The following is a 17,794-nucleotide window of genomic DNA, read 5'->3' on the forward strand; positions in this document are numbered from 1 at the left end:
AAGTTAACCGCCGTTAACGAGATCATGACAGAAATGCGGCAGCTGTCAATAGTCTATGGCGTTGGTCGTGTTTAAACCAATCGTTAACCATAACCTAAAAATATACACTTTAAAACATAGACTTAAGCGCGGGCAAAACCCTTGCTGGCGACCATGAGATTGCGTGTGTACTCTTCCGAGACGCGGCCGGCAGCTAGATCGACCGAGGCAAGCCGCTCCACCACGGAGCCGTTCTGCATGACGGCAAGCCGGTCGCACATGTGGGTGACGACGCCGAGATCGTGGCTGACCATCACGAAGGTCAGATTGCGATCGCGCCGGATCTGCTCGAGAAGATTGAGCACCTCCGCCTGCACGGAAGCATCGAGTGCCGAGGTCGGCTCATCCAGCAGCAAAATCGACGGCTCGACGATCAGGGCCCTTGCAATCGCCACCCGCTGCCGTTGGCCGCCGGAAAGCTGGTGCGGATAGCGGAAGCGAAATCCGGCACCGAGACCGACTTCGTCCAGCGCCCGGGTAATGCGCCGTTCGCCATCGTCTATCCCGTGGATCAGCAGGGGCTCAAGCAGCAGCCGGTCGATCGTCTGGCGCGGATGTAGCGACCCGTATGGATCCTGAAACACCATCTGCACCTCGCGGTAGAAGCTCTTGCTGCGCTTTGCGCCCTTCAGCGTTTCGCCTTCGATGCGGATCGTGCCTTCGCTGACCGGTGCCAGACCCGCAACGGCGCGCAGAAGCGTCGATTTTCCGGAGCCGGATTCGCCCACCAGCCCGAAGGACTGGCCTTTGTCGACGGAGATGCTGACGGCGTTCAGCGCGTAGTAGCCGTCATAGATGACGCTGAGATTGTTGATCGACAGGGTGGTGTTCATAGGGCCCACTCCGGCTTGCGCTCGAGCACCGGCAACGGATGGCGATCCTCGCCGATGACGGGCATGCAGTTCAGCAGGCCACGCGTATACGGATGCTGGGCATTGCGCAGTTCGGACGCCGGCAATTCCTCGACGATCTTGCCGGCATACATGACGATGACGCGATCACAGAACGACGATACCAGCCGCAGGTCGTGCGATACGAAAATCAGCCCCATGCCGCGCTCGGATACCAGCTTGTCCATGATGCGAAGGACATCGAGTTGCACTGTGACGTCGAGCGCCGAGGTCGGTTCGTCGGCGATCAGCAATTCCGGGCCGGCAATCAGCATCATGGCGATCATCACCCGCTGCCCCATGCCGCCGGAGACCTCGTGCGGATGCAGGTCGAAGACCCGTTGCGGCTCCCGGATTTGCACTGCTTCCAGCATGGCGAGCGCCCGGTCGCGGGCCTCCGCCTTGCTGACGCGCTCATGCGTGCGCAAAGTCTCGCAAACCTGCTTGCCGATCGTCATGACGGGATCGAGCGAATATTTCGGGTCCTGCAACACCATGGCGATCCGCTTGCCGCGCAACGCACGCCGCTCCTTCGACGAGGCTTTCAACAAGTCTATACCGTTGAAATTCAAAGCATCGGCGGTGACGATCCCGTGCGACTGGGTGAGGCCCATGATGGCGCGGCCGGTCTGCGACTTGCCGGAGCCGCTTTCGCCGACAATGCCGAGCCGCTCGCGGCCGAGAGTGAAGGAAACACCGCGCACGGCCTCGATCACGCCGGTGCGCGTCGGATAGCTGACCTTCAGATTGTCGACTGTCAGCATGGTCATCGGCCACTCTCCTGCGGATCGAGGGCATCGCGCAAACCGTCGCCGAGCAGATTAAAGCCGAGACTGACGATCAAGATGGCAAAGCCCGGCATTGCCGCCACCCACCATTGGTCGAGGATGAAGCGGCGGCCGGACGCGATCATCGCGCCCCATTCAGGCAGCGGCGGCTGGGCGCCGAGACCGAGGAAGCCGAGGCCGGCTGCGGTGAGGATGATGCCAGCCATATCGAGCGTCACCCGGACGATCAGCGACGAGATGCAGAGCGGCATGACATGGCGAAAAATGATCCGCAGCGGCGAGGCGCCCATCAGCCGGACGGCTGAAATATAGTCGGAGCGCCGCACCGTCATCGTCTCGGCCCGGGCAATACGGGCATAGGGTGGCCAGGAGGTGATGGCGATGGCGATGATGGCGTTCTGGATACCGGGGCCGAGGGCCGCGACAAAGGCGAGCGCCAGCACGAGCTTCGGAAAGGCGAGGAAAATATCGGTGATGCGCATCAGCACCGCATCCAGCCAGCCGCCGACATAACCGGACACCGTGCCGATCAGCAGCCCTATCGGTGCCGAAATGATGGCGACAAGCACAATCACCAGCAATGTCAGACGCGAGCCGTGCATGATCCGCGAAAAAATATCGCGTCCCTGGTCGTCAGTGCCGAGCAGATAGCCCTGGGCACCGGGCGGCAGCAGCCGGGCATTGGCGAGATCGCCGATAACAGGCGACTTGGTGGCGATCACATCGGCAAAGACGGCAATGAACAACAGGCCAAGGATAATTATCAGGCCGAGCACCGCCAGATGGTTGGCGGAAAACTGCCGCCAGGTGATATAGGCGCGGCCAAGCCTCGCCTGCAGCCGCGATTGCGGCCGGTCGGAGAGCAGCCATTGGCGGCGGGTGAGTGGCGCTGTTGGTGAGGTTGGACCCGTCATTGGCGTCGTGTCCTTGGGTCTAGTGTTCGGTAGAGAATGTCGGACAGAAGATTGATACCGATGAACACCGTGCCGATGACGATGGTGCCGCCAAGCACGGCGTTCATGTCGGCGTTCTGCAGCGAGTTTGTGATGTAGAAGCCGATGCCCGGCCAGGAGAACACGGTTTCGGTCAGCACCGACCCCTCGAGCAGGCCGGCATAGGAGAGCGCGATGACTGTCACCAGCGGGACGGCCGCGTTGCGCAGCGCATGCGCCCAGATGACCCGGGTTTCGGAGAGGCCCTTGGCCCGCACTGCGACGATATATTCCTGGCCGAGCTCGTTCAGCATGAAGCTGCGCGTCATGCGGCTGATATAGGCCAGCGAGAAATAGCCGAGCAGGGATGCCGGCAGGATGATGTGGCGGAAGACATCAGCGAAGACGTCCCATTCGCCCTGCAAGGCGGAATCGAGCAGGAACAGGCCTGTGATCGGCGTGAACGTATATTCGTAGGTGATATCGATACGGCCGGGAAAGGCTACCCATTTCAGCTTAGCGTAGAAGATCACCAGCGAAATCAGCGCCATCCAGAAGATCGGCACGGAATAACCGATGAGCCCGATGACGCGCACCAGCTGGTCGATCAGGCTACCACGACGCACGGCGGCCAGCACGCCGAGCGGCACGCCGATCACCGAACCGATGATCGTCCCGAGCGTCGCCAATTCGAGCGTGGCCGGAAAGGCGCGACGGATATCGGTCATGACGGGGTTCGTCGTCAGCACCGAGGTGCCGAAATCGCCAGAAAGCACACCCTTCAGATAAATGTAGAACTGCTCGTAGAGCGGCAAATCGAGGCCAAGCTCACGCCGTACCCGCTCGATCACATGCGCCGGCGCCCGGTCGCCGAGGATAGCGAGAACCGGGTCGATCGGCACCACGCGGCCGATGAAGAAGGTGACGGCCAGAAGACCGAGATAGGTGGTGATGGCGATGCCGACGAAGCGTAGCACGGCCTTGACGATGGGCATGGTGCGGCCAGTCGCGGGCCGCACCTCCATCCTGCGTTCAACTGTACTCAAGCGACCGATCCTTCCGGACTACTCCTTCGATATCGGCCAGACGAAGTTGGTGTCGAAGCTCGGACCGAGCGCAAAGCCCTTCAGGTCCTTCTTGTAAGCGGCGACTTCAATCTGCTGGAAGAGGATCGCAAACGGGCTGTTGTGCAGGAATTTCTTCTGAACGTCCTGGTACATCGCAGCGCGCTTGGTGGCATCCGGCTCGAACAGGGCAGCCCGGGTGATCTTGTCGAGCTCGGGAGTAACGAACGTGTTGCGCCAGGCCAGCGTCTTGGTCTTGCCGTCGTCGGAATTGTCCGGATTGGTGGTGAAGGTTTCCGCGTTGGAATTCGGATCCCAGTAATCCATGCCCCAGTTGCCGATATAGATATCGTGGTTGCGGGCACGATATTTGGTCAGGGTCTGCTTGCCGTCGCCGGGAATGATCTCGAGCTTGATGCCGGCCTGTCCCAGCGTCTGCTGGATCGACTGGGCAACGCCGGTGATCGGCTCGATGTTGCGCACGTCCATGGTAACCGTGAAGCCATCCTTGAGGCCTGCCTTGGCCAGCAGTTCCTTGGCCTTGGCAACATCCAGCGTGAACGGCTTTTCCTCGAGCGCGCCGAGCACGCCCTTCGGCTCGAACGTCTGGCGGATTTCGCCAACACCCTTGATCAGGGTCTTGCCGATGGCATCATAGTCGATCAGGTAGCGGAAGGCTTCCTGGACTTCTGGCTTGGCAAGGTTCGGGTTCTTCTGGTTGAGGCTGATGTAATAGACCGTGCCCTTCGGAGCATTGGTCACGGATACCTTGCCTTCCTTGGTCAGTTGATCGAGATCGCCCGGCTCGAGGTTGCGGGCAACATCGATGTCGCCGTTCTCGAGTGCCAGCCGCTGGCCGGAGCTTTCCTTCATGAAGCGATAGATGACGCGGGCAAGCTTCGGCTTTTCACCGTAGTAATTATCGTTGCGTTCCAGCACGATCGCTTCGTTGGCGCGCCATTCACGCAGCTTGAAGGGGCCGGAGCCCGCATAGCCGGTCTTCAGCCACTCGTTGCCGAAATCATTGTCGTACTTGTAGTCGGCCGACGGGGTGACGGCCTTGACGTGGTCGAGCACGAGCTTCTTGTCGACGACATTGGCGACGGTAGACGTCAGGCAATTGAGAACGAAGGACGGCGCATAGGCCTTGTCGACAGTGAAGGTAAACGTGGTCGCGTCTACAGCCTTCGCCTTGGTAGCGACGTTATCGCCGGTCAGGCCGAACTGTGTGAGGATGAAGGCGGGGCTCTTATCGAGCTTAACTGCGCGCTCGAACGACCATGCGACGTCGTCGGCAGTGATCGGATTGCCTGAGGCGAATTTCAGGCCCGGTTTCAGCTTGAATGTGTAGGTCAGGTGGTCGTCGGACACTGTCCAGCTCTCGGCCAGGTCACCCTTGACCTTGGTGGTGTCGGCTGTGTCGAGCCGGACCAGAAGGCTATAGGTATTCCCGGTGATTTCGGCGGTCGAAAGCTCGTAAGCTTCGCCCGGGTCCATCGAGATGATATCGTCGAAAGCGAAGCCTTCGACCAGCGTATCCTTCGGTGTTGCCGCAAAGGAAGCGACCGGCGCCGATGCCATAACGAGTGAAAACGCAGCGCTTGCCGCAAGGAGGCGGAAGTTGCGGTGGATAGTGCTGATGGTCATTTTCTATTCCCCTGTTTTTTAAAGTCTTATTTCTGCGAAACCTCAGTGACCGCTCGTCTCCCCCCAGGCGGACGCCAGGACCCGAAGCCAGTTTTCCCGGCATAATTTCACCAGATCGTCCTCACCATAACCAACGTTCCGGAGCGCAGCAATCAGCTTCTGGTTGCCGGCGGCATCGCCTATCTCGTCGGGAATGGTTGCCCCATCGAAGTCCGAGCCGAGGCCGACACAGTCGATCCCCATGCGCTGCACGAGATGATCGATATGGCGCACCATATCCTCGAGCGGCGTATCCGCGTCGGAGCGTCCGTCGGCGCGCAGCATGGCAGTTGCGTAGTTCAATCCGACGATGCCGCGGCTTTCCTTGATGGCGTCGAGTTGACGGTCGGTGAGGTTGCGCGCTACCGGCGTCAGTGCGTGTGAATTGGAATGGCTGGCGACCAGCGGCTGGTCGGTGGTCTTTGCCACATCCCAGAAGCCCTTCTCGGTAATGTGCGCGAGATCGATCAAAATTCCGAGCTCGTTGCAGCGCCGGACCAGAGCGAAACCTGCCTGCGTCAGGCCGGGCCCGGTATCCGGCGACATGGGGAAGGCGAAAGGAACGCCGTGGGCAAAGACATTGTTGCGGCTCCAGACCGGACCGAGAGAGCGCAGGCCGGCGGCATGGAATGTTTCCAGCGCGACCAGATCCGCATCGATCGCCTCGCAGCCCTCCATGTGCAGCACCGCGGCAAAGACGCCTTTCGCCATGCACTCGCGGATATCGCTGATCGACCTGCAAAGCTTCCACGCGCCATCACGATCTAGGCGCAGCGCGATCGCAGCCATCTCATGGGCGATGTCCAGCGACGGAGAGCGCTCAAGCGGAGCTGCCATCGGCGTCACGTAATGACCGTTGCGGTCGGGTTCGGCAAAGACGAGATCGCCGGAGGGAATGTAGATGGCGCAAAGTCCACCGGCGAGGCCACCAGCTTTTGCGCGCGCTGCATCGATATGGCCGCTCGTCGTTCCGTCACGGAATTCGGCGACCGGATCGCTCCCCTTTTTCTGGTGCGACCATAGTCGCAGGAGAACATCGTTATGGCCGTCGAACACGAGTTGCATATGCTATCCTGGGCAGGCTGCCGATCCATCGGAAGTGGCCAGCATAAAAAGGCTGACAGGATTCGCCATCCCCCGGAGAAAATAAAAATAGCGGTGGCATCCTGCGTCGAACGCACCACCTAAGGGCGGCAATGACGGCGACCCATCGCCCGCTGCATTACAAGGGAGATTTCCATGGCGCTTTCGATGTACCGCATGAGCATTCCGGTGTTTCAGCGTGGCTTGGCCACACTCACGACCTATCTCGACAAAGCAGATTCCTACGCGACGGAAACGGGCAAGGATCCCGCGACATTGGTCGAGGCCCGCCTGGCACCCGACATGCTGCCGCTGTCAGGCCAGATCCAGCGCGCTTCCGACACGGCCAAGCTGACCGTGTCGCGCCTCTCCGGCATCGAGGCGCCACGCTTCGAAGACACCGAAACGACCATCGCCGAACTGCGCGCCCGCGTGGAAAAGACGACAGCATTCCTGTCCTCGGTTGCTGCCGACGCGCTCGAAGGCAGCGAGACCCGCGAGGTGACGATATCGCCCGGAGGAGTCGCCACGACGTTCCGGGGTGACGACTATCTCGCAAGCTTCGCGTTGCCGAATTTCTATTTCCACGTCGCCATGGCTCACGCCATCCTGCGAAACCAGGGCCTCATCATCGGCAAGAGGGACTATCTCGGCCCGCAAGGCTGACGTCCCGATCTCGCCGATTGCGGATCAGGGCCGGTATGTCACCGGCCCGTCTTCCGTCAACTCCGTATAAGCCAGCGTCTGGTCGAGATGCCGGGCCCGGACAGATAGAAGCCGCTCGGCATAGCGCAGCCGGGTAGCAAGGTAGGCAGGCTCTTCCGCCAGATTGTAGAGCTCAGCCGGATCGGCCTGCAGGTCGAACAGCAGCGGCGGCAGGCCGGCGAAATGGACATATTTGAAGGCCGCATCGCGGATGACCGACAGATTGCATTCGTTGGGCCGCAGACCGAAATGCTGCTCCGGCAGAGAGTGGCGAATATCGCGGAAATCAAACTCCCAGAATGCCGCATCCCTCCAGCCGGCGGGTGCCGCGCCGTTCAGGAACGGCACTAGCGTCTCGCCATCGAGGTGATTGTCCGCATCGAGGCCCAGCCTGTCGCAGAGCGTCGGAAAGATATCCACCGAGCTGGTGAACTGCTCGACGACGGTGCCGTTGCGGGTGGCTTTGGGATCGCGGACCACCAGCGGGATATGATAGCTGCCGTCGAAGAAGCCACCCTTGCCCAGCGTCCAGTGGTCTCCGGCCATTTCCGCATGGTCGGAGGTGAAAATGATGACAGTCTTGTCCCAGACGCCGGCATCCTTCAGCGCCTGACAAGCCTGTCCGATCTGCGCGTCAACCTCGGCAATCATGCCGTAATAGATGGCCCGGATGGCGCGAAAATCCTCTGACGACCAGTCGCTGAGCGGACCGTCGCCACCATGGATATAGTAGCCCTGATTGTTCTGCGGCATCGCATAGGCGAGATAGGGATGCAAAGCATGCTCGGCTGCGACCGTTTCCGCACGCGCAAACTCGGGGCCGTCCTCGGGCGCAAACATCGTGTTGTAGGGCGCAGGCACGGAAAACGGCGGATGTGGCCGCAGCAGCGACACATGCGCAAACCACGGCGCCTCCTGTTCGCCGAGCCAGCGCTCGAACTCGCCGATCAGAAAGGCCGTCTGGGTCTCGTCCTTGGAATAGGACGGCGCACCGTTCGTGATTTCGCCGGGGTTGGCGCCGACCGGAATGTGGATGTCGCGACTGGTCGCCTCCTCATGGCCGCGCGCCCTCAGCCAGGACAGCCACTGCTTTTCGTGCTCCGGCAGCAGTTGGCGGGCAGTAAAGCCTGGCAGGACGCCTTCATAGGTCGTCATATGCGGATCGGCACCTTGGAGGCTGCGCGGGTCGGGCGCCGTATCGGTATAGCCAAAGAGGGTCGGCTCGTAGCCGCCGCGCCGGGCGGCCAGCGCCAGGTTGTCGAAGCGTGCATCCAATGGCGACCCATTGCGGCAGACACGGGTGTTCATCTGGTAGAGACCGGTATAGAGCGTCGCCCTCGCCGGCGAACAGGGTGCGGTGCCGGCAAAGTGGCGCTTGAACAGAACGCCTTCCGCCGCGAGCGCATCGATATTCGGCGTCCGCACAGCAGGATGACCGACAGCAGAAAGACAATCGCCGCGCCATTGATCGGCGGTGATCAGCAGCACATTTGGCCGTTCCGAGATGTCCATGTCAGTGATGATTGGATTTTGCATGCCAGTTCCAAGCCGATTGAATGATCTGCGACAGGTCGTATTGCGGTGTCCAGCCGAGAACGGCTTTGGCATGATCGTTGTTTGCGACGAGCGTCGTAGAATCACCCTCGCGGCGGCCTGCATACTCTACCGGGAACGGCTTGCCGGTGACGTCCTCGATGGCCGACAGCAGTTCCTTGACCGTCGTTCCCGTTCCCGTACCAAGGTTGAGCGCCACGGAATCACCGCCATCGAGCAGGTACTGGACCGCTCGGACATGGGCATCGGCGAGATCGAGCACGTGGATATAGTCGCGCACGCAGGTGCCGTCGCGCGTCTCGTAATCGCTGCCGAACACCTTGAAGCCGGCCCGGCGACCGAGCGCCGCATCGATTGCCAGCGGAATTGCGTGAGTTTCCGGTTTGTGCCATTCGCCGACGCGGCCCTCGAAATCGGCACCGGCGGCATTGAAATAGCGCAGGATCACCGAGCGGAAGCCGGTATAGCGGTCATAGTCGGCGAGCGCCTGTTCGACGATGTATTTGGTCTGGCCGTAGGGATTGATCGGCACCTGCCGATGGGTCTCGTCGAGCGGCACGCTCTGCGGCAGGCCGTAGGTGGCGCAGGTTGAAGAGAAAACGAAAGCTTTTATGCCTGCCGCTTGCGCCGCAGAGAGAAGAGTGAGAGTGCCCACCACGTTGTTTTCATAAAACGCGACAGGATCCTTCACGGATTCGCCCACTTCGATCAGCGCTGCAAAATGCAGGATGGCTGCCGGCTTGTGCCGGGCGATCACCTCGTCGAGGCGGGCGCGGTCACGAATATCGCCTTCCTCGACCGGCCCCCATCTGACGAACTCGCGATGACCATTCGAGAAATTATCGTAGACGACGGGCACGAAACCCTTGTTTGCGAGATCGAGGCAAGTGTGCGAGCCGATATAGCCGGCACCCCCCACAACGAGAATTGTTTCCCCGGCCATGCAACGCTCTCCTCTATCTAAGCTGCGAAAGACTTAGACGAGTTGGGAGACAAGAAAAAGGCATCGGTGGTCGAAAATCAAAGTCTGACCGTCGCGCATCGCTGCGTGACGGATATGGGAGGAAAACCGATCTTACTTGTGCCCATCCCACTGCGATATGAGCGAAAGCGGCTCGACGCTCTTTCCGAGGAGCGCTATCCGAGCCGATTGCATGCAGAAGCGATAGACCTGCCAGTCCAGCCGGACACAGCAAAGCTGCCCATGCCGGCGACATGACCTCTCTCGATTTGAAAATACCGCGTGCTGACAAGGCGATGCTTTTAGGCCCGGCGGGATGCCTACTTGTTGCGCATCAGCCAAATCTTACCAGCCATGGTGATTTCATGGCAGTCCAGTTCGGGCGATTCTTCCTGGTTGCAGCGCTCGATGAGACCCATTTCGCGCAGTTCTTCCAGGGTGGTATTGGTGAGGAATTTAACCTTCTGCGGCCGCTCCTTGAAGCGGTCGGTCTTGGCATAGGTCACGACGGCGTTCAGGTGAGTCCACTTCTTCGGTGGCAGCGGAAAAAGCTTCCCGTCCTTGGCAAGCTTCAACCCTCTGATCTGAGTCGGTGTGAGCGTAATCATCGTGTGTCCTTGGATGCTAAAAGTTGTGCCTGACGGCCAAAAAGAGGGCTTGATCGACCCTCTTGTTTTTCTCTTGAAGCTCTCCCTAGCAGATCAATCGGCAAAAAGATAAGGATCTGTGCACGCCGACAGCGTTTCAGCGCGATCAAGGCTAACGCGACCCCGCAAAATGCGGGAAATGACGTAACTGTGACGCTTGTTGCGCGTGTCCTTGGGAGGAGCCAATGCCCGGCTATGCCACCGGCAATGGTTCACCCCATGTCAAAGTCCACAATGGCTCGCCGGCCGGCATATGCGTATAGGTAAAGCGCTCGGTCACATTAGTGCCAATCACATCGACGATCCATTCCGTCGGTGAGCGGCGACAAAGCGACTTCTGTTTTAACCAGGAACTGAATTGCTGTTTGCTCCCGCAGGCAGTTTCCGTTTGTCCGTTCGGCAGCTCAAAAGCCCAGTGTATCATCGCCATGCTCTAACTTTAAAAAAGTCGGATAGCAGGCAATACTTACGGCTGCCTGAAGGCAGACCGTCCAATAGCACAGACTTTTCGATTGGATTCCTGCAGTGCGCCAAGCGAAACCGGCAGGCCAGGCACAGAAAACGCGGCAACCCTTGGAGGCTGCCGCGTCTATGACACTACTCGGCTGCGTCGGCCGAATCGGCATTGAGCTGCCCGTATTTCTCGGCGCCGATCTTGGCGAAAAGTTCGAGTTGGGTTTCGAGGAAATCGATATGACCCTCCTCATCGGCAAGCAGCGTTTCGAAAAGCTTCATCGAAACATAGTCGCCGGCATCATGACAGATATCGCGCGAAATCTTGTAGGCGGCACGCGCGTCGTATTCGCCAGCGAGATCTGCCTCCAGCACTTCCTTGACGGTCTGGCCGATACGCAAGGGTGCGAGCGTCTGCAGGTTGGGATGGCCTTCGAGGAAAATGATGCGGGCGACGAGCTTGTCGGCATGCTGCATCTCTTCGATCGATTCGGCGCGCTCTTTCTTGGCAAGCTTGGTGTAGCCCCAGTCTTCGAGCAGCCGATAATGCACCCAGTACTGGTTTACGGCACCGAGCTCGAGGAACAATGCCTCGTTAAGCCGCTCGATGACTCTTATGTCGCCTTTCAATGTCCGCTCTCCTTTGGTCTTCGTGGAACTTTTTGAGACGGGACATGAAATCAACTATTTCGACATCCGTCGAGTGGCGACGGGCGTGATAGTCTTCGGTTGTCTGTATGATCAGGTCGACCACGCCGGGAAAACAGCCGCAGCAGCGTCCGCGCTTCGACATCGCATGATAGACCTTCGACGGCACGATCAGCTGCCAACAGTCTTCGTCGAGCAGCTCGTTGATGACTGCCCGGATATCGTGATCGGTGATGTAGTTACAGCTGCAGACCAGCATGGTTCTTCAGTCCGTCAAACATGACACTTGCTATCCTGTTTTTGATAAAGGAGAGACTGGATGTCAAGAAAGATTCTGATACCGGCTTCCACAAGGTGTCGTGAATGTGTCACATCGCCGTGAATGGCGAGTGTTTTCAATGGAAATTCCGACCCCTAGGCATGACACTGGCAGTCCCGGAGACATCCGCAAGATCTGGGACATCCCTTTTCACCGCCTTTTCCCGCGCTAGGCGCTCGAGTTGCAGGGCCAGTTTCTTCTGCCGATGGTCGGCTGTCGGACGCAGCGCCTCGTCCGCTCTCTCGCTCGCGCCGAAACGCCGTGCTTCACGCTGCAGGATACCGAGTGCAGGGGTCAGGTCCTCGAGGTGATCGGCAACCACGTGAATGACGCCATTGGCACTCTGCAGCCGCCCATGGATCTTCACCAGCCGCGCGCCCATCGCAATCGATCGGTATTTTTCGAAGATTTTCGGCCAGACAATAGCGTTGGAAACGCCTGTCTCGTCCTCGAGCGTCATGAAAACGACCCCCTTTGCAGACCCCGGCCTCTGGCGCACCAGCACCAGCCCGGCAATGATCAGCTTGCGGCCGGATGGAACGGTGAGCAGATCGACGTTGCGAACAATGCCCATCGCGGTGAACTCGGTCCGCAGGAATGCTACGGGATGGGCCTTCAGCGATAGCGACAGGGCACGATAATCCTCGATCACCTCTTCGCCTGGTAGCATGGCCGGGAGAGTGACCTCGGGCTCGACCTGCAGATCGGCCGCCCTGTCGGCAAGATCGAATAGCGGCAGGTTCTCCGCCGCATTTTTCGCATCCAGCGCCCGCACCGCCCAGAGAGCCTCCCGCCTGTTGAGACCGATCGACCGGAAGCCATCGGCATCGGCCAGCTTCTCGATATCGCTTCTCGTCAGCCCGGACCGCAGCCAGAGATCGCGCACGGAAACATATCCGGCGCCGCGCCGCGCCACGAGGAGGTTCCGCATGTCGTCCTCCGATACTCCACGCACCTGTCGAAAGCCCAGCCGGACGGCCTTCTGCGTCCGGATCACCCCCTGCATCGATGCATGCCGGGGGTCGATGGCGTTGGGAGAAGGTGCATCTTCTAGGATCGAATCCCATTCCGACAAATTGATATCGACCGGGCGAATGTCGACGCCGTGCTCGCGAGCATCGCGAACCAGCTGCGCCGGCGCGTAAAAACCCATCGGTTGCGAATTCAGCAGCGCCGCACAGAAGACGTCCGGATAATAGGTCTTGAACCAGCAGGATGCATAGACCAGCAAGGCGAAGGAGGCGGCATGGCTTTCCGGAAAACCGTATTCGGCAAAGCCTTCGATCTGGCTGAAGCAGCGCTCGGCAAACTCCTGCGAATAGTTGTTGGCAAGCATGCCCGCGATCATGTCGTCCCTGAATTCATTGACCTTTTCGGATCGCTTGAAAGTGGCCATCGAGCGTCGCAGCCGATCGGCCTTGGCGGGAGGGAAGCCCGCAGCAGTGATGGCGATCTGCATCGCCTGCTCCTGGAACAACGGCACGCCGAGGGTGCGCTTCAGCACCGCCTCCAGCGCCGGGCTCGGATACTCGATCTCCCGGCCACAGCGCTTGTCTTCCCGGCGCTTCAGGTAGGGATGCACCATGTCGCCCTGGATGGGTCCCGGCCTGACGATCGCCACCTCGATCACCAGATCGTAGAACACCCGTGGCCTCAGGCGCGGCAGCATGCTCATCTGCGCCCGGCTTTCGATCTGGAAAACGCCGATCGTATCCGCCCGGCAGATCATATCGTAGACGGGCTCGCCGTCCTGGTGATCGTCGTTACCGAGATCGGCGAGCGTCTTCTTCACCTCGTAGTGCAGCGCCAGCATGTCGAACGCCTTGGCAAGGCAGGTCAGCATGCCAAGCGCCAGGATATCGACCTTCAGGATGTCGAGGACATCGAGATCGGTCTTGTCCCATTCGATCATGTAGCGATCGGGCATGGCGGTGTTCATGATCGGCACGATCTCATCGAGCCGGTCGCGGGTGATGACGAAACCGCCGACATGCTGCGTGAGATGGCGAGGAAATCCCATCAACTCGGAGGCATAGGACAGCACCCGCTGCGTCGTTCGATCCGAAAGATCGAGTTTTGCGGCCCTCGCCTCGCGCTCCGACAGGTCGTCGGACGACCAGCCCCAGACGGTGCTCGCCAGCGCCGACTGCACGTCCTCGGAAAGCCCGAATGCCTTGGCGACCTCGCGGCCGGCTGAGCGGGCGCGATAGCTGGTCACCGCCGCCGTCAGGCCGGCATGGGCGATGCCGTAGGTCCTGTAGATATACTGGATGACTTCCTCGCGACGGGCATGCTCGAAGTCGACATCGATATCCGGTGGTTCGTCACGGTCCATGGAGATGAAGCGCTCGAACAGCAGCGTGCTCCTCTCCGGATTGACCTCGGTAATCTCGAGGCAGTAGCAGAGCGTCGAATTGGCCGCCGAGCCGCGCCCCTGGCAGAGGATATTCAGTTCGTAACGGGCGTGCTGGATGATTTTGTGGACTGTGAGGAAATAGGATTCGTAGCCCTTCTGCCGGATGAGATCGAGCTCATAGGCGATCTGCGTGGAGATTTTCTCCGGCACGCCCCCGGGATAACGGCGCGATGCGCCAAGCCATGTCAGACGCTCCAGGGTTTGCGCCGCCGTTTCGCCCGGTGCACTTTCATCCGGATAATTATGCTTCAGTTCGTCCAGCGAAAACTGCAGGCGGGCAAAAAAGGCCTGCGTATTCTCGACCGCCTTGGGATAGGCCTCGAAAAGCCGCGCCATTTCACGCGGTTGCTTGAGGTGGCGCTCTGCGTTGGGCGCCAAAAGAAATCCGGCATCGGCAATCGTCACGTGCTCGCGGATCGCCGTGACGATATCGGCAAGCGGGCGCCTCTGAGCGCCATGATAGAGAGGCTGGTTGGTGGCAATCAACGGCAACCGCGTCTTCGCAGCCAGCATTGCAAAGGCTTCGAAGACGAAGCGGTCTCGGCCGTCATAGGATGGCGAAAGGGCCAGATGCAGCTGCCGGGAAAAGCGACCGCGCAACCGATCGAGACAGGTCGTCAGCGCTTCCCAGCCGGGAGCATCGGAAATGAGGGCCGGGTCGGGGACAACGGCCAGCATCATGGCGTCCCCCCAGGCACATAGATCCTCTTCATGCAGGATACAGCCGCCCTTTTCCGTTCTGAGGTTGCCCGTACTGAGCAGCCGGCAAAGATGGCCCCATCCGGCCCTGTTCTCCGGGTACGCCAGAACATCCGGCGTTCCGTCGGCAAACACCAGCCGCGCACCGGGCTGGAACCGATAGCCGTTCTGCCGGGCGATCGCGTGGGCGCGCACCACCCCCGAAACGCTGTTGCGATCGGCAATGCCGAGGCCGGTCAGGCCACAGGAGCCGGCCGCCACGACCATTTCCTCCGGACTTGAGGCGCCTTCGAGGAACGAGAAGTTCGTTCTCGCCCCGATCTCGAAGAACATGGGCGCAGGGCGCGGGCTCATGCGAAAACCCCGTGCATCAGCCAGCGGGGCGGCGCGCCATGCCCATAGAGCCCCTCGCGAAACATCCAGAAGCGGTGGCCGCTCTGTACTTCCAGCCTGAAATAGTCGCGGGGCGGGGCCGCTTCGCCATCGATCCACCATTCGCGCGCCAGCCGCTCAGGCCCCTCGGCGCGCAGCACCTCGTGCATCGTGCGCCGCCAGCGAAATCTCTGTGGCGGACCTTCCGGCACCTCGGCCATGAACGTCTCGACCGGCTCCGGCGTCCGGAACAGCCGCAGCGGTCGCTCGGACCGGCCGGCCCCGACCGTCGTGCCGGTGGTCTGCCGCAGCTTGTCGGACAGCACGTCCGCTGCGGGCACGAACAGGGCCGCCCGCTCCGGCACGTGACTTTCCGCCAGTTCCAGTGCCTGCAGACAGGCCCGCCCGAGCCGCGCTGCGACCTGATCGACAAAGGCGGAAAGCGACTGCTCCGATGGTCCATCGGCAGTAAAATCCGCCTGAAGCGCATCGAAAACTTCGTGCTGCAGCACGTTCAGCCGGACAATCTCGTAACCGAAACCGGCATCGAGATCATCATGCACGGCCTTGATGCGCTCGGAAAACAGCGCGGCAATGCGTTTCGGCTCGCGCAACGGCTTCGACGCACCGGCCGAAATCCGGAACACGGCACCGTCGACCCTGAACAGCAGCAGTTCGAACATCCGGCCGCCGATACCACGGGCTTCCAGCCCCGGCTTCAGGGCAGCCCCGAGCTGGCCCGCCAGCAGCAGGATATCCTCCTCGGCCTGAACCGGCTCGATGAGGCGCCGTTCGGCAGAAAGGCTAGCCACCGGACGTCGCGGCGAAATCGGCTCCTCGTCAAGGCCCAACGCCTGATCAAGGCGCAAAAGCAGATGCGCGCCGAACCGTCGTGCCAATGGCGCCCGGGCGGCAGAGATGATATCGCCGACCTGCTTCAAGCCGAGCTTCTGCAGGGCGGCGACGGTCGGTCCGTCGAGCCTGAGCGACGCCACGGGCAATGGCGCCAGCACAGTCTCCATCTCATCCGCTTCGACAATGCCGCTGCGGCCAAAGCGGGCGACGGCCCAGGAGAGGCCCGGCGAAGATGAAATGGCGCCCCGCACCTCCAGACCGAGATGAAACAGCCGGTGCAGCACATCCTTCAGCAGTGCCCGCTCACCCCCGAAAAGATGGGCGCAGCCGGTAATATCGAGGAACAGGCCGTCACGACCATCCAGCGAGACCAGCGGTGTATAGCGGTCGCACCAGTCTGCCATCGCCTCCAGCAGTCGCCGGTCGGCCGCATCATCGTCCTCGACCACATCGAGGTCGGGACAGATGGCCCGTGCTTCGGCGACGCCCTGGCCAGCCTTCAGACCGATGCCCTCGGCCGCTGCTTCCAGGGCTGTCAGCCGCATGGCATTTTTCACCCGTCCGGCGCAAACCAGCGGCGGCGTCTCAGGACGCCCGGTGGTACGCCACGACAGACCCCAGCGCTTGCGCGCGATCCGATCTGTCGACAGCCGGGGAAACGTGAGGGCCAGAATGCGCTGCTGGCCGTTCGACAGCGGCAGGCTGCCGGTTGACAGGGAAAAATTGGCGGTCATGGGCATTCCATTCGAGGACAAATGACAGGGGAGCCGGGTTGCGGCTCTTTTCCAGGGTGAGACGGAAGGACGGGTTTCCGATGCTGCCGCCCAGCATCGATCCGTCCGGCAAAGGCCGCGCCGAGGCCGGCGCGGGTTCGATATGAAGGCGCAGAAGGGCGCTGCTTGCCTCTTCCTGCCCGGCTTGCCTGAGGACAAACAACGGTCGCCCGGCAGCCTTGGCCCGCAGGCTCAGCCGGCGACTTTCCGTCAGGCCGAAATGGGCGGGATTGCCGCGCACCTCGAGCACCACGAGGGTAAAGACGGCACTGGCAAGCGCCTCCTCCGCCAGCCACAGCGCCTCTTCGAGTTTTCGCGGCGCCGCGTGCAGGAAGCCGCGTGGCATGACGCCGAAATCCTGTAGGCCCAAGGCATAGGGCAGGCCTGCTTCCAGCATTACCATCGTCTCGCCGATCCAGAGGACCGGCGAGACGATGGTATGGTTGTCGCGCGCCCTGAGCCTTGCTGCCAGCGCCAGCACGAAGCCGGTCGCAGCCCCTGCATCGCGCAAGCTGGAGGAGCGTATTTCGGTAAGCGCATCGAGGGGAAAGCCCCCCTTGAGCGCCACATCGAGATCCGCAACACCGCTCGAGAGCAGCGCCTTTCCCCCGGAAGGGACCCGGCCCGAGACAGCACTTTCGTTGCCCAGGCGATCGTGCTCGGCCGCCGAAAGGGCTGGCACGGACTTGCCTTCCAGACGGGCGATGGTTTCGCGCAGGGCAAAAAGCGTCTCCCGCGCCACGGCATTGCTAGCCATGGACGTTAGCTCCTGAGTGGATTGTTCCTGTTATGTTCTTATAGATTCCAGAGCGCTAAAGAAGAGTCAACAGGGATTCTCTGTGAATTTATTCCTGCCTTGAATTGGCTCTCGAAAAGTTTCCCCAAAGCCTCTATATGGGCCGAAAGAAGG

Annotated in this window: 15 protein-coding genes; 1 reads left to right on the top strand and 14 read right to left on the bottom strand. The window is 60.9% G+C overall.

The features are described from left to right. Window positions 1-122: 122 nt before the first annotated feature. Genes PR018_RS15195 through PR018_RS15220 form a run of 6 tightly spaced genes read right to left on the bottom strand, consistent with a single transcriptional unit; the run spans window position 123 to window position 6,464 of the window. Window positions 123-872 (bottom strand): ABC transporter ATP-binding protein, encoded by a 750-nt coding sequence (locus PR018_RS15195; protein WP_142824573.1) that lies wholly within the window; start codon window positions 870-872, stop codon window positions 123-125. Continuing rightward, entirely contained in the window at window positions 869-1,699 is an 831-nt protein-coding gene (locus PR018_RS15200) for an ABC transporter ATP-binding protein (protein WP_142824572.1), read from the bottom strand. Before PR018_RS15200 ends, PR018_RS15195 begins: the two co-directional genes overlap by 4 nt. Then, window positions 1,696-2,631: an ABC transporter permease gene (locus tag PR018_RS15205; protein ID WP_142824571.1), complete on the bottom strand. Its 936-nt coding sequence runs from the start codon at window positions 2,629-2,631 to the stop codon at window positions 1,696-1,698. The genes PR018_RS15200 and PR018_RS15205 overlap by 4 nt, the downstream gene beginning before the upstream one ends. Continuing rightward, window positions 2,628-3,695 (bottom strand): ABC transporter permease, encoded by a 1,068-nt coding sequence (locus PR018_RS15210; RefSeq protein ID WP_374113729.1) that lies wholly within the window; start codon window positions 3,693-3,695, stop codon window positions 2,628-2,630. Before PR018_RS15210 ends, PR018_RS15205 begins: the two co-directional genes overlap by 4 nt. Before the next feature lie 18 nt (window positions 3,696-3,713). After that, window positions 3,714-5,360 (bottom strand): ABC transporter substrate-binding protein, encoded by a 1,647-nt coding sequence (locus PR018_RS15215; RefSeq protein WP_142824570.1) that lies wholly within the window; start codon window positions 5,358-5,360, stop codon window positions 3,714-3,716. Window positions 5,361-5,402: 42 nt separating this feature from the next. Beyond that, the gene (locus PR018_RS15220; protein WP_142824569.1) at window positions 5,403-6,464 is read right to left on the bottom strand and encodes a dipeptidase; all 1,062 of its coding nucleotides are present in this window, start codon (window positions 6,462-6,464) and stop codon (window positions 5,403-5,405) included. Window positions 6,465-6,638: 174 nt separating this feature from the next. On the opposite strand from PR018_RS15220, the gene PR018_RS15225 reads away from it, so the two are divergent. After that, a complete protein-coding gene (locus tag PR018_RS15225) occupies window positions 6,639-7,148 on the top strand; it encodes a DUF1993 domain-containing protein (RefSeq protein WP_142824568.1) in 510 nt (169 codons plus the stop codon). A gap of 24 nt (window positions 7,149-7,172) precedes the next feature. On the opposite strand, the gene PR018_RS15230 is transcribed toward PR018_RS15225, so the two are convergent. From PR018_RS15230 to PR018_RS15265, 8 genes are all read right to left on the bottom strand, one after another. After that, window positions 7,173-8,723, bottom strand: a complete 1,551-nt coding sequence (locus PR018_RS15230; protein ID WP_142824567.1) for an alkaline phosphatase family protein — start codon at window positions 8,721-8,723, stop codon at window positions 7,173-7,175. Next, on the bottom strand, window positions 8,701-9,684 hold the full coding sequence (gene galE, locus PR018_RS15235) for a UDP-glucose 4-epimerase GalE (protein WP_142824566.1): 984 nt from the start codon (window positions 9,682-9,684) through the stop codon (window positions 8,701-8,703). The genes PR018_RS15230 and galE overlap by 23 nt, the downstream gene beginning before the upstream one ends. A gap of 338 nt (window positions 9,685-10,022) precedes the next feature. Continuing rightward, window positions 10,023-10,310 carry a hypothetical protein gene (locus tag PR018_RS15240; protein ID WP_111222061.1) on the bottom strand — a complete coding sequence of 96 codons (288 nt, stop codon included), beginning with the start codon at window positions 10,308-10,310 and terminating at the stop codon, window positions 10,023-10,025. A 636-nt stretch (window positions 10,311-10,946) separates the two neighbouring features. Then, entirely contained in the window at window positions 10,947-11,432 is a 486-nt protein-coding gene (bfr, locus tag PR018_RS15245) for a bacterioferritin (protein WP_111222062.1), read from the bottom strand. Then, window positions 11,398-11,709, bottom strand: a complete 312-nt coding sequence (locus PR018_RS28375; RefSeq protein WP_111222063.1) for a (2Fe-2S)-binding protein — start codon at window positions 11,707-11,709, stop codon at window positions 11,398-11,400. The genes bfr and PR018_RS28375 overlap by 35 nt, the downstream gene beginning before the upstream one ends. Window positions 11,710-11,845: 136 nt before the next feature. Beyond that, window positions 11,846-15,238 carry an error-prone DNA polymerase gene (locus PR018_RS15255; RefSeq protein ID WP_142824565.1) on the bottom strand — a complete coding sequence of 1,131 codons (3,393 nt, stop codon included), beginning with the start codon at window positions 15,236-15,238 and terminating at the stop codon, window positions 11,846-11,848. Further along, a complete protein-coding gene (locus PR018_RS15260) occupies window positions 15,235-16,812 on the bottom strand; it encodes a Y-family DNA polymerase (protein WP_224153324.1) in 1,578 nt (525 codons plus the stop codon). The genes PR018_RS15255 and PR018_RS15260 overlap by 4 nt, the downstream gene beginning before the upstream one ends. Next, a complete protein-coding gene (locus PR018_RS15265; protein ID WP_244615197.1) occupies window positions 16,697-17,641 on the bottom strand; it encodes an ImuA family protein in 945 nt (314 codons plus the stop codon). Before PR018_RS15265 ends, PR018_RS15260 begins: the two co-directional genes overlap by 116 nt. Window positions 17,642-17,794: the final 153 nt, after the last annotated feature.

Origin of the sequence: Rhizobium rhododendri (assembly GCF_007000325.2) — a bacterium.
Classification (GTDB): Bacteria; Pseudomonadota; Alphaproteobacteria; order Rhizobiales; family Rhizobiaceae; genus Rhizobium; species Rhizobium rhododendri.